7 protein-coding genes are annotated in these 13,025 nt (G+C 71.5%); 2 read left to right on the top strand and 5 right to left on the bottom strand.

The genetic code is table 11. From position 1 onward, the window contains the following. Window positions 1–44: 44 nt before the first annotated feature. The 4 genes from BLU79_RS03965 to kdpB form a co-directional block, all read right to left on the bottom strand. Entirely contained in the window at window positions 45–2,000 is a 1,956-nt protein-coding gene (locus BLU79_RS03965) for an APC family permease (protein WP_093904136.1), read from the bottom strand. A 294-nt stretch (window positions 2,001–2,294) separates the two neighbouring features. Beyond that, complete coding sequence (locus tag BLU79_RS03960) at window positions 2,295–3,029, bottom strand: GNAT family N-acetyltransferase (protein ID WP_256333124.1); 735 nt, start codon at window positions 3,027–3,029, stop codon at window positions 2,295–2,297. A 281-nt stretch (window positions 3,030–3,310) separates the two neighbouring features. Continuing rightward, on the bottom strand, window positions 3,311–4,120 hold the full coding sequence (locus BLU79_RS03955) for an SDR family NAD(P)-dependent oxidoreductase (protein ID WP_093904135.1): 810 nt from the start codon (window positions 4,118–4,120) through the stop codon (window positions 3,311–3,313). Window positions 4,121–4,462: 342 nt separating this feature from the next. Further along, complete coding sequence (gene kdpB / locus BLU79_RS03950; RefSeq protein ID WP_093904134.1) at window positions 4,463–6,616, bottom strand: potassium-transporting ATPase subunit KdpB; 2,154 nt, start codon at window positions 6,614–6,616, stop codon at window positions 4,463–4,465. A 587-nt stretch (window positions 6,617–7,203) separates the two neighbouring features. On the opposite strand from kdpB, the gene BLU79_RS03945 reads away from it, so the two are divergent. Continuing rightward, window positions 7,204–8,616 (top strand): hypothetical protein, encoded by a 1,413-nt coding sequence (locus BLU79_RS03945; RefSeq protein WP_093904133.1) that lies wholly within the window; start codon window positions 7,204–7,206, stop codon window positions 8,614–8,616. A 21-nt stretch (window positions 8,617–8,637) separates the two neighbouring features. On the opposite strand, the gene BLU79_RS03940 is transcribed toward BLU79_RS03945, so the two are convergent. After that, window positions 8,638–10,224, bottom strand: coding sequence for a Na+/H+ antiporter (locus tag BLU79_RS03940; RefSeq protein WP_093904132.1), 1,587 nt, complete (start codon window positions 10,222–10,224; stop codon window positions 8,638–8,640). Between the two features lie 187 nt (window positions 10,225–10,411). On the opposite strand from BLU79_RS03940, the gene BLU79_RS03935 reads away from it, so the two are divergent. After that, on the top strand, window positions 10,412–12,910 hold the full coding sequence (locus tag BLU79_RS03935) for a sensor histidine kinase (RefSeq protein ID WP_093904131.1): 2,499 nt from the start codon (window positions 10,412–10,414) through the stop codon (window positions 12,908–12,910). The last annotated feature ends 115 nt before the right edge of the window (window positions 12,911–13,025 follow it).

Below are 13,025 nucleotides of genomic sequence, written 5' to 3'. Positions count from 1 at the left end.
CCTTACGAGTCATCGTTGACGCGATCCTGATGACCGCGGGCGTTTCAGCCGGTGTGCACCCGCGGCCTGTTGGGCCGGTCGGGCTCGGCCACGCGCAGCACCTCGCGGGTGACCGGGGCGACCTCGCCCTGGCCGAAGAGGAAGAAGCGCAGGAAGTTGGCGAAGGGGTTGCCCTCGGTCCACTCGAAGTAGATGTGCGGGATACAGCGGGTCGTGTCACGGACGTGCAGGAGCAGCGCGGCCAGGGCGTTGGGGACGGAGGAGGACTCAAGGGTGAGGACGCGGTAGCGGTTGTGCATGACCTCGCCGCGTACGGTCAGGCCCGCCTCGAACTCGGAGGGGTCGGTGACCGTCACCTCGACGAAGACGAAGTCCTCCTGGCCCGGGACGTCGTTGTCGTTGCGGATCTGCTCGATCTTGTCGCGGTACTCGGCCTTGTCCCGCCGGTCCGGCTCATTGGCGATGAACCGGATCTTGCGGCTGGCTATGTCCCTGACGAAACGTTCCGCCATGGGGTCGAGCGTCACGCTGGTCACGCGGAGCTCAAAGGCGCGCAGCAGCCGCGAGAGCAGGGAGATGAGGATGATGCCCGCGATGAAGCAGGCGCCGATCTTCACACCGTCGGGGCGCTCGATGACGTTCGCGACGGTCGTGTAGAGGAACACCGTCGAGATGACCGCGAAGCCGATGAACCAGTTGCGCTGGCCGGCCTTGCGGGCCGCGATGGTCACGGCGATCGCGGCGGAGCTGATCAGGACCAGCACACCGGTGGCGTAGGCGCCGCCCTGGGCGTCGACGTCGGCGTCGAAGATCCAGGTCACCAGGAAGGCGACCAGCGTGAACACGATGACCATGGGGCGTACCGCGCGCGCCCAGTGCGGGGCCATGCCGTAGCGGGGCAGATAGCGAGGCATCAGGTTGAGCAGGCCGGCCATGGCGGAGGCGCCGGCGAACCACAGGATGGCGATCGTCGAGACGTCGTAGACCGTGCCGAAGGCGTTGCCGAGGTACTCGTGGGCGAGGAAGGCGAGCGCGCGGCCGTTGGCCTCGCCGCCCGGCTCGAAATCCTTCTCCGGGATCAGGAGCGTGGTGATGAAGCTCGTCGCGATCAGGAAGCAGCTCATGATCAGGGCGGCGGTGGTGAGGAGCTTCTTGGTGTCCCGGATGCGGCCCTTGGGGTTCTCCTCGGTCTCGCCCGGGTCGCCCTTGACGTGGGGCATCACGGCGACGCCGGTCTCGAAGCCGGAGAGGCCGAGCGCGAGCTTGGGGAAGACGATCAGGGCCACGCCGATCATGACGAAGATGTTGCCGTGCTCGGCGGTGAGGGCGTTGGCCCAGTCGGTGACCACGTGCCCTTCGGTGACGACGTGATATAGGCCGACGACCACGACGACGACGTTCAGCGCGAGGTAGGCCCCGACCAGGGCGACGGCAACGCCGATCGCCTCCAGGAAGCCCTTGAGGAACACCGCGCCCAGCAGCGCCACGAGGATCAGGGTGATCAGCAACTGCTTGTCGTGCAGGGCGCTTTCCAGGTGCGGGTTCTCGACGAGGTGGGTCGAGGCGTCCGCCGCCGACAGGGTGATGGTGATCAGGAAGTCCGTGGCGGCGAAGCCCAGCAGCGTCAGGACGAAGAGCTTGCCCTTCCAGAATGTCAGGAGCCGCTCCAGCATCGCGATCGAGCCCTGGCCGTGCGGGCTCTCCTCGGCCACCCGCCGGTACACGGGCAGGGCGCCGGCCAGGGTGACGATCACCAGCACGATGGTGGCGATGGGTGACAGCAGGCCGGCCGCGAGGGCCGCGATGCCCGGCTGGTAGCCGAGGGTCGAGAAGTAGTCGACGCCGGTGAGGCACATGACGCGGTACCAGGGCTGTCCCTTGTGCTCCAGCTTGGACTCGGTCGGCTCCGCCTGGCGGCCATGGCCCTTGCCCATGTCGGACAGGCCCTCCAGCATCCAGGCGCGCAGGCGACTGGGCGGAGGGTGTTCGGTCGTGGCCATCGGCGCGCTCCTGATGTGCGGGACGCCGTGGTGTGCGGGACGGCGTCGGATTCCGGCCATCACGCGGACGGCGGCACCAGCGTAAGCGGAGCGTGACGCACAGGCCTGCGGATCAGTGGGCTGGTGACGTCAAGCTTCCGTTAAGACTGGGCACGTCGGCGTCGGTTGCGCATCAAGAGTTCAGCTCGGGGAGTTGCTCGTCGGCGGATGGGCTGTATGGGGGACGGGTGGCTGACCGGAGGGGTCGACACTCAGCGTGACGGCGGTACGAGAACTCGGTGTCGGCCGGCGGGCTCACGCGCTGAGCCGGCTTCCGGAGACCGGGGCGCCCACCGCGTAGTGGACGTACTCGCGGACCAGCCGGAACCCTGCGGTCCGGGCGAGCAGACGACTGGAGCGGTTGAGGACCGAGCAGTTCCAGCTGGGTACCCGGCCGCGGCCGACGATGTCCGCGCGCAACGCGGTGACACAGGCGAGGCCGAGGCGGTGGCGACGGTGGTCCGGCACGGTGAAGACGGCCACGTCCTCGTACCGACTGCCCCGGAAGTACGTGCAGGCGACGGCCAGGATTCGGCCCCTGCGGCTCACTGCTGCCCAGCCGTGCCCGCAGGAGGCGAGGCCCAGCGGTCCGTCCCAGCTTGCTGTGAGCCACGCCGCGTCGGTGCCGAGGGCCACCAATGCGTCGGTGTCCGCGGGCTCCAGGCGGCGAACGGTCACACCGAGCGGGACGGTGGCCGGCTGCGGCCTGGCCTGGAGCGTCCAGACCATGCGCTCCCACGGAGTGATCCGGTCGAACGCGGCGCCGAGCGCCGGCAGGAAGCGGGCCGGGGCGTCGATGCGGTTGCCGGCGAGGGGGGCGAGGATCTCGGGCGAGAGCGTGTCCGGGGCGCCGCGCAGGACGCCGTAACCGGCGCACGACGCGGCGACGGTGCGTGGCCGGCCGGGACGGTCGGCCCACCAGTGGCCGATGCCCGTGGCCAGCACGTGCTCGCCGATGGCGGCGGAGCCGGGGGTGCCGACCGGGACCAACGGGGGAGGGCGGGAAGGTGCTGGGGAGCGAGCTCGATCTGACTGCCTCACGGAGACGAATGCCGCACGGATGAGTGAACGGATGGGTGATGTGACGCGGGGCGGGCCGGCGGGAACATCGCTGCTCCCGTGGCCCGCCCCGGTGGATGACGGTCTGTGGTTCGGTGCTCGGCTAGCGCTGACCGGCCTTGCTGCCGTGGTTGGCCTTCTTCTTGCGGCGGGCCTTCTTCTTCCGGGCGCGCTTCGACACGCGGTTCAACTCCCTTGCGATGGAACGAAGTTCAAGCGGTGCGGCCGACGAGGAGGTCGGCGAGCTTGTTGAGGCGCTTCACTGTGCGGTCCTCCTTGGCGGCCGGGGCGGGGTCGACGCGTTCGGCGCGGTCGTAGTAGGCGCCGTTGACGATCTCGACGGCCGGGTCGCACAGCCGGACCACATGCCCGGCGCCCTCGGCCGGGGTGACGCCCTCGTGGGCGTACAGGGGGAGCAGTGCCGTGTCGCAGACGCCGGGGTGCACCGAGACGGCCGTGACGCGCGGGTCGGCCGCGAACACCGTCAGGGCCAGCTGGGACTGGGCGTACGCGGCGAGCCGGGAGTAGCGGCGGGCCCGGTTCGGGTCCGCCCACTGGATGGACGCCATGCGGTGCAGCGACGACGACACGTTGACGACGCGGCCGCCCGGGTCGCTCGTGAGCGCCGGCTCCAGCAGGCAGGTCAGCAGATAGTGCGAGAGGAAGTTGACCTGGAAGGCGATCTCGTTGCCGTCGGCGGTGACGGTGTGCCGCTCGGGCGCGGCCATGCCCGCGTTGTTGACCAGGACGTCCAGGTGCGGGTGCTCGGCGACGACCTTGTGCGCGAGGGTCTCGACCTCGTCGAGGCGCGTGAAGTCGGCGGCGTAGGTGCACAGCTGGTTGGCGTCGACGCCGGCGGTGGCGATGAGCCGGTCGGCGGCGGCGCGGACCTCCTCGGCGGTACGGCCGTGCAGCAGCACCGTGGCGCCGCGCTCGGCGAGCTGCCGGGCGGTCGCGTAGCCGATGCCCGAGGTGGCACCGGTCAGGAGGACAGTACGGAATGAAAGGGTGGAGTCGGACATGTTCCAATCCGGGGATACGGCACGCCATGTGGCCCCCGGTGCGGGGACGGCGGACGTGCGGGATGAAGGGAAGCGTGAGGGGCGCCGGACAGGTTCACGGCGCCCCTCGGGTCACGGAAAACGCGTCGTCAGCGGGACGTGGGCGTTTCCGGGCAGCGCGGCGCACGACGGGGCGGCCGAGTGGGACTCGGCGGCCGGTCGAAAAGGAGCCAGGCGCTGTTCACGGTGTCCATGGAAGCCGTTCCGCACGGCCCGGACAAGTCGAAGTGCTGTTCTCTGACGGGCCTCTGACGTGCGCATACGTGTCCTTGACGGCCGACGGGCCAGGACGCCGGGCGGGGTTCAGCCAAGGCCGGGCACCCCGGAGATCAGCAGGTCGATGAGCTTGATGCCCAGGAACGGCAGCACCAGTCCGCCGAGGCCGTACAGCAGCAGGTTGCGGCGCAGCAGGTCGTGCGCCGACGACGGGGTGTAGCGGACACCGCGCAGGGCGAGCGGGATCAGCGCCACGATGATCAGGGCGTTGAAGATGATCGCCGAGGTGATCGCGGAGGTCGGGCTGTGCAGGCCCATGATGTTGAGCGCGTCCAGGCCCGGGTAGGCGCTCGCGAACATCGCCGGGATGATCGCGAAGTACTTGGCGACGTCGTTCGTGATGGAGAACGTCGTCAACGCGCCGCGCGTGATGAGGAGTTGCTTGCCGATCTCGACGATGTCGATGAGCTTGGTCGGGTTGGAGTCGAGGTCGATCATGTTGCCGGCCTCCTTGGCGGCCGACGTACCCGTGTTCATCGCGACGCCGACGTCGGCCTGTGCGAGCGCCGGGGCGTCGTTGGTGCCGTCGCCGGTCATGGCGACGAGCTTGCCGCCGGCCTGCTCCCGCTGGATCAGGGCGAGTTTGTCCTCGGGCGTGGCCTCGGCGAGGAAGTCGTCCACGCCCGCCTCCTGGGCGACGGTACGGGCGGTGAGCGGGTTGTCGCCGGTGATCATCACCGTACGGATGCCCATGCGGCGCAGCTCGGCGAAGCGCTCGCGGATGCCTTCCTTGACCACGTCCTTGAGCTGGATCAGGCCGAGGACGCGCGGGCCGTTCCAGTCGTGCACGGCCACCAGCAGCGGGGTGCCGCCCGAGGCGGCGACCGAGTCGGCGTAGCGCCGTGCCTCGGGCGGGACTTCGCCGCCGTACATCTGCACCCAGTCGATCACCTGCTGGGCGGCGCCCTTGCGGATGGCGCACACGGCGCCGTTGTCCCAGCGCAGATCGACGCCGCTCATGCGGGTCTGCGCGCTGAATGCGACCCAGCGGGTGGTGGCCAGTTCGCCCTCGGCGGGCTCGCGCAGGCCGTAGCGGTTCTTGGCCAGGACGACGACGGAGCGGCCCTCGGGTGTCTCGTCGGCCAGCGAGGAGAGCTGGGCGGCGTCCGCGAGTTGCCGCTCGTCGATGCCGGGCAGCGGCACGAAGGCGGCGGCCTCGCGGTTGCCGAGGGTGATGGTGCCGGTCTTGTCCAGCAGCAGCGTGTTGACGTCGCCCGCCGCCTCGACCGCGCGGCCCGACATGGCGAGGACGTTGCGCTGCACCAGCCGGTCCATGCCGGCGATGCCGATCGCCGAGAGCAGGGCGCCGATCGTGGTCGGGATGAGCGTGACCAGCAACGCCACCAGCACGGTCGTCGACTGGGCGGCGTCCGCGTAGGCGGCCATCGGCTGCAAGGTGACCACGATCAGGAGGAAGATGATCGTCAGCGACGCCAGCAGGATGTTGAGCGCTATCTCGTTCGGCGTCTTCTGCCGGTTCGCGCCCTCCACCAGGGCGATCATCCGGTCCAGGAAGCTGTGACCGGGACGGGCGCCGACCCGGACCACGATCCGGTCGGACAGGACGGTCGTACCGCCCGTGACCCCGCTGCGGTCGCCGCCGGACTCGCGGATGACGGGCGCCGACTCGCCGGTGACCGCCGACTCGTCGACCGCCGCCACGCCGTCGATGACGTCGCCGTCCGCCGGGATCAGCTCGCCCGCCTCGACCAGTACGACGTCCAGTGGCTTGAGGTCGGTGGCGGCGACGGCCTCCGAGCGGGCGGTGCGTGCGTTGGTGCCCCAGCGCCAGTCCAGCAGGCGCAGCGCCACCGTGTCCGTACGGGCCTTGCGCAGCGACTCGGCCTGGGCCTTGCCGCGGCCCTCGGCGACGGCCTCGGCGAGGTTGGCGAAGATCACCGTCAGCCACAGCCAGGTGCTGATGACCCAAGTGAAGACCGCCGGGTGGATCAGGGCCGACAGCGTGGTCAGGCCCGCTCCGACGGACACCACGAACAGCACCGGACTGCGCACCATGACCCTGGGGTGCAGTTTGCGCAGCGCCTCGGGGAACGACCGGATGAGCTGGGCGGGTTCGAAGAGTCCGCTCGGGGCGCGCCGCCGGGCACTCCGTCTTGCTCCGGGCTCGGCGGTGCGTTGGGGGCGGGACGGCGGGGCTTGCTCGGGAGCGGCGGGAAGCATGGGGACCTTCGGGTCTCGTCGACGACAGGACAGTGACCGCAGAAGCCGTGCGGGACCGGGGCCCCGGCCCCGCACGGCGGGCGCACGGACGTCGGCGGTGGGACGGCGGTACGCCGTGCGCCGGTGCGTGTCCCCTGGACCCGCACCCGGCCACCTCGCCCGGTTCCGGACGGCGGTCCGGTCCCGTGAGGCCACTGACGCCCGTGGCCTTCTCGGCGGCCGACAGGGAATCTAGTCGCGCTCCGTGCCCGGACGACCCTGCTCGGCAAGGTATTTGCGGGACTCATACGGCCTGGTGGTGTGTCGCGTCAATGCCGCGTCAAACCGGCCTGAGCACACGTCAGAAGCCCGTCAACGAATGCCGTTCATGGCCGGATCCGGTCGCAGACTGAGCGGCACGGGGGACGGGCGACCGTCCGTGGCGTGATGTGGGAGGGACCGTGACGGTCACCACCGGCAGACCTCGGACGGAGGCTGCCGAGCAGCCACGGCGGGAGAGGGTCGCCCCTGCCGGGGGCAGCCCCGGGCCGCGGTCACGTGGGGGAACACGGCCGAGCGGTCCGGGGCGGCCCCTCAGGGCTCGGGTCGTGGCCGTGCGGGCCGCTCTGCGCCGACGCCACCGGGCGACCGTGCCCGCGCGACTGCGCCTTCTGCGCACGGCCACGACCCTGCTCGCCACCGCCCTGGCTGTGCTGCTCCTCGTCGCCGGGCTCACCGCCCTCGGCACCTGGGACGCGACCGCCGACCGCGACGCACCCCGCACCACCAGCGCCGCCGGCCTCGCTCTCGCCCTGAACGACATGGACGCACAGGCCGCCAACATCCTGCTGTCCAGCGGGAACGCGGGCGAAGGGCGCCTGAGGACGCCGTACGGGAAGGCCGTCGGTTTCTACGGCGACGCGCGTCGTGACATCGGGCACGAACTGCGCACTCTCGCCGTCGCCGCGCAGGGCAACCGCGCCGACGAGAAGACGGTGGAGTCGCTGACCGACGGCTTCGCCGAGTACCAGGAACTCGTCGGCCGCGCCCTGGAGAACGACGGCCGCAAGGGCCGGAAAGCGGACGCCCTCGCCGACTACCGGACCGCGACGGACCTGCTGCGGCTCCAACTCCTGCCGAACGCAAGGAAGTTGGTGGCCTCGAACGACGACGCCTTCGACACGCGGTACACCTCGGCCCGCTCCACCCTCTCCGCCCAGCTCGTCGCCGTCATCGTGCTCGGCCTGCTGCTGCTCGCGGTGCTCGGCGTCCTCCAGTGGTACCTGGCCCGCCGCTTCCGCCGGATCCTCAACCCCGGTGTGCTGGCCGCGACCGTCTGCGCCCTGCTGGCCGTGGTCCTCGGCGCTCAGCTGCTGTCCGCGTCGTCCGAGTACCTGCGGGTGGCCAGGCGCGACGCCTTCGACTCCGTCGTCGCGCTCTCCCGCGCGCGTGCGATCGCCTACGACGCCAACGCCGACGAGAGCCGCTACCTGCTCGACCCCGAGCGCCGCGACCGGTACGAGCGGGCCTTTCTGGCCAAGTCGCGGGAGCTGTACGGCATCGAGGGCGCCACCCTGTCCTCGTACGACTCCGGCCTCGCCACCACATGGCAGGCGTACGAGTCCGATTCGGACGACCTGCGCTTCACCGGCGAGTTCCGGCGCGAGCTCGACAACATCACCTTCGCCGGGGAGCGGGCCGCGGCCGAGGAGACGGTCCGGGCGTACGCCGTCTACCAGCGGGACGACCGCAGGATCCGGGCGCTGCTGGAGCAGGGCGAGGAGCGCGCGGCCGTCGAGTTCTGCATCACCTGGGAGCCGGGGATGTCCAATGCCCACTTCGGGGCGTGGATGGCCGCCCTGGACGGGGTGACGGACATCAACCGGGACCACTTCGCGGCCGCGGTGCGCGACGGCCGTTCGACGGTGGGCGCACTGCTGCCCTGGGCCTGCGGTCTGCTGCCCGCCGCGCTGCTGCTCACCGCTGTCGGACTGCGGCCGAGGCTCGCCGAGTTCCGCTGAACCCCACGAGCCCCGGACCGGTCAGGCGTCGGCCAGCCGCGCGTCCTCCAGGTCCAGCGACCGCTGCAGGCGGCGGCGGGTCGTGTCGCTGATGAGGTGGTCGTCGTAGAGGCGCTGCAGTTCCGACGCCTCCACGGCGATCAGGTCGCGGCGCAGCTGGCGGTAGATGAGGTCGGCGGACTCGGGCGCGGTCCCGCTGCCGTTGCCATTGCCGTTGGTGTCCGTGAGGCGGTCGCGGGCGTCTTCGAGGCGGGCGTTCAGGCCGCGGCGGAGGCGGTCGACCACGACGTCCGGCACGGCCTCCAGTTCGGAGAGTTCCTCCAGGCGCTTCATGCCCGCTCCGGCCAGGCTGCAGCGGGCGCCCGCCTCCTCGCGCTCCGTGTGATCGGGCTCCAGGGCGATGCCCGAGCGGCGCACGACGGACGCCAGGGTGAAGCCCTGGACCACGAGGGTGACGACCACTACGGAGGTGGTCAGGACGAGCACCAGGGGACGCTCGGCGAGGTCGGCGCCCGCCTGGGTCGTCACCGGAATGGACAGGGCCGCCGCCAGCGGCACGACGCCGCGGGTGCCGGCCCACGTCAGCACCACCGGCACCCGCCAGTTCATGCGTGTGATCCCGCCCTTGCGCTGGACCACCGCCGACAGCGGCACCAGCCACAGCAGACGTACGGCTATGAGGGTGCCGGCGACCGCGAGTGCGTACAGCGGCCACACCCGGTCGGCGTCGGACAGCGCCCGCACCTGGGCGGGCAGGGCCAGCCCTATCAGCGAGAACACCACGCTCTCCAGCAGGAACACCACCGTGCCGTAGACGGCGTGCAGTTGGAGCCTGATGCGGGCGTTGGTGAGCCGGTCGCCCCGCCCACCCAGGACGACGCCCGCCACCACGACCGAGGTGACGCCGGACGTGTGGGCCGCCTCCGCGAGGACGTAGGCGGCGTACGGCGTCACCAGGGCGATCACCGTTTCCAGGACCGGGTCCTCGGTGCGCCGCCGGATCAGCGCGACCACGCCCGCGACCGCGGCGCCGATGACCGTGCCGCCGCCCGCGAGGACGGCGAACTCCGTGCCCGCCGCACCCCAGTCGGCGGCCGCCGACGCCACGGTAACGCCCGCGGCGACGCGGAACAGGACCAGCGAGGTCGCGTCGTTGAACAGGCTCTCCGCCTGGACCAGGACCTGCACCTTCGGCGGCAGCGCCAGCCGTCTGCCCAGCGCCGTGACCGCCACCGGGTCGGTGCTGGCCAGCACCGCGCCCAGGACGAGGGCCATCTGCCAGGACAGCGGGGTGATCGCCGAAGCGACCGCGCCGACGGCCGCCGCCGAGGCCAGCACCAGGCCCACCGCCAGTACGCCGACCGGCTTCCAGACCAGCCGCAGCTCGCGCCAGGAGAGTTCCTCCGCGCTCGCGTACAGCAGCGGCGGCAGGACGACCAGGCCGATGATCTCGGGACTGATCTCGATCTGCGGGGTCCCGGGCAGCAGCGCCACGACCAGACCGGCGACGACGAGCAGGGAAGGGGCGGGGATGCGCCAGCGGCGTGCGAAGGTCGCCACCAACGTGGCGAGGACCACGAGTGCGAGAACCGTACCTACGCTGCGCATGCCGACCGTCCCCCTGGGGCCACGAAGGGAGCCACCGTGGCTCCCCGGCCGACCAGACTTCCCGGCACACCGCCTTCACCTTATCCGGCTCCGCCTTGTCAAGACAGTGTCAACGTCCTCGTGAGAGGCGCCAGGGTTGCGTCAAGATGACCGCCCCCCGGCTCGCGGAGGGGTTCGCTGAGACCTGATGAACGAAGTACCGCGCGGACGGCTGAAGGTCTACCTCGGGGCGGCCCCGGGGGTGGGCAAGACGTACCGCATGCTCGATGAGGGGCTGCGCCGGGCCGGCCGCGGGGCCGATGTGGTCGTGGCGTTCGCCGAATGCCACGGACGGCCCCGGACCCAGGCGATGCTCGACGGTCTCGAGGTCGTGCCGCGGATTCGATGCGCCTACCGGGGCGGGGAGTTCGAGGAGATGGACCTCGCCGCGGTGCTCGACCGCAGGCCGCAGGTCGCGATCGTCGACGAGTTCGCCCACAGCAACGTTCCCGGCGGCGGACGCAACCCCAAGCGGTGGCAGGACATCGAGGAACTGCTGGGCGCAGGCATCGATGTCATCACGGCCGTCAACGTCCAGCATCTGGAGTCCCTCAAGGACGTGGTCGAGAAGATCACCGGGGTGCCGCAGCACGAGACGGTGCCTGACGAGGTCGTACGCCGTGCCCGGCAGGTCGAGCTCGTCGACATCCCGCCCGAGGGGCTGCGCCGCCGCATGGCGCACGGCAACATCTACGCGCCCGAGAAGATCGACGCGGCCCTCGCCAACTACTTCCGCCCCGGCAATCTGACCGCACTGCGGCAACTGGCGCTGCTGTGGACGGCCGACCGGGTCGACGAGGCGCTCAACAGCTATCGCGCCGAGCATGCGATCGGCGGGGTGTGGGAGACCCGGGAACGGGTCGTGGTCGCGCTGACCGGAGGTCCGGAGGGCGACACGATCATCCGGCGGGCCGCTCGCATCGCCGCCCGGTCGGCCGGCGGTGACCTGCTCGCCGTGCACGTGACCCGCAGCGACGGCCTTGCCACGGGTGCCTCGCACGCCTCGCTCGCCCGCCAGCGCCGGCTGGTGGAGGACCTCGGCGGCAGCTACCACTCGGTGGTTGGCGACGACGTCGCGACCACGCTCGTGGAGTTCGCCCGCGCCGAGAACGCCACCCAGCTGGTCCTCGGCGCCAGTCGGCGCGGGCGCCTGGAACGGTTCGTGACGGGCCTCGGGACGGGGGAGTCCGTCGTCGCGCTCTCGGGCGACATCGATGTCCACCGAGTCACGCACGAGCGGGCCGGCCGCGGCACGCTGCTGCCCTCCCGCCGCCGTACGCTCTCGAAGTCCCGGATGATCGCGGGGCCGGTCGCCGGACTGGTGCTGCCGGTGCTGCTCACCCTCGCCCTCGCGCAGATGCGCGGGACACTGAACCTGACCAGCGAGGCCCTGCTGTTCCTGCTCACGGTGGTGGGCGTGGCCTGCATAGGCGGCGTGACCTCCGCGGTGATCGCCTCGGTCACCGCGTCTCTGCTGCTCAACTACTGGTTCATCCCACCCATGGGTGCCTTCACCCTGGGCGATCCGAACGCCCTGCTGGCGCTCACGGTGTTCGCGTTGGTGGCCGCCACGGTGGCCGCGGTCGTCGACCGTTCCCTGCGCCTGTCCCGACGGGCCGCCCGTGCCACCGCCGAGGCGGAGACCATGTCGTCCCTCGCGGGCAGCATCGTGCGCGGCGGCCAGACGATCCCGGCCCTGCTGGAACGCACCCGGGAGACCTTCGGCATGGAGTCGGCGCAACTGGTCGACGAGCCGCCCGATGCCGTGGGCGCCACCGCCGTACCGGCAGGCCCCGGCGCCTGCCTGGTGCTGCACGGCCGCGACCTGTCGTCGTCCGAACGGCGTGTCCTCGCCGCCTTCGCCGCGCACGTCGGGTCCGCGGTGGAGCGGGCCCGGCTCGCCGAGGCCGCCGCCGAGGTCGAGCCGGTCAAGGCCGCCGACCGGATGCGTACGGCGCTGCTGCGGGCCGTCGGCCACGACCTGCGCACGCCGCTGGCCGCGGGGTGGGCTGCCGTAACGTCCCTGCGCAGCAGGGACGTCGAGTTCACCGCCGAGGACCGGGACGAACTCCTCGCCACCGCCGACGAGTCCATGGCCAAGCTGAACCGCCTGGTGGAGAACCTCCTCGACCTCAGCCGCCTGGAAGCGGGCGTGCTGAAGCTGAACCTGCGTCCCACCGCCCTGGAGGAGGTTCTCCCGGCCGCGCTGGTGGACACCCCCGGCATCGAGGTCGGGGACGTGGAGGAGATCCCCGCGGTGCTCGTCGACCCGCCGCTGCTGGAGCGGGTGATCGCCAACCTGGTCGCCAACGCGGCCCGGCACAGCCCGCCCGACGCCAAGGTCCTGGTGGCCGCGAGCGTCCTGGCGGGCCGGGCGGAACTGCGTGTCGTCGACCGGGGGCCCGGTCTCCCGCCGACGGACCGGGACCGACTCTTCGAGCCCTTCCAGCGCCTCGGCGACACCGACAACACCACCGGCCTGGGCCTCGGCCTCGCCCTCGCCCGGGGCCTCACGGAGGCGATGAACGGCACGATCACGCCGGAGGACACACCGGGGGGCGGTCTGACGATGGTGGTGTCCCTGCCGCTGGCGGAGCGGGCCGTGCTCGCCCGGCAGGACCGGGCAGGGGCGGGCGGGGTCTCATGAAGGCCGTGATCGGTCGAGTACCGAGCCCTGTCGGCCTCAGTGGCCGCGTGCTCCATACGCGACCCTGACGCCCGGGCGGGCCCAGACCGCAACCGCCCCCGCCCACCAGGGCGTT

This window comes from Streptomyces sp. cf386, from assembly GCF_900103585.1.
Classification (GTDB): Bacteria; Actinomycetota; Actinomycetes; order Streptomycetales; family Streptomycetaceae; genus Streptomyces.
This window is presented reverse-complemented; position numbering and strand designations above follow the sequence as displayed.

Coding starts and splice junctions, on each gene's coding strand:
- BLU79_RS03935 (WP_093904131.1), top strand. CDS start 10,412: ATGAACGAAGTACCGCGCGGACGGCTGAAGGTCTACCTCGGGGCGGCC.
- BLU79_RS03940 (WP_093904132.1), bottom strand. CDS start 10,224: ATGCGCAGCGTAGGTACGGTTCTCGCACTCGTGGTCCTCGCCACGTTG.
- kdpB (WP_093904134.1), bottom strand. CDS start 6,616: ATGCTTCCCGCCGCTCCCGAGCAAGCCCCGCCGTCCCGCCCCCAACGC.
- BLU79_RS03955 (WP_093904135.1), bottom strand. CDS start 4,120: ATGTCCGACTCCACCCTTTCATTCCGTACTGTCCTCCTGACCGGTGCC.
- BLU79_RS03965 (WP_093904136.1), bottom strand. CDS start 2,000: ATGGCCACGACCGAACACCCTCCGCCCAGTCGCCTGCGCGCCTGGATG.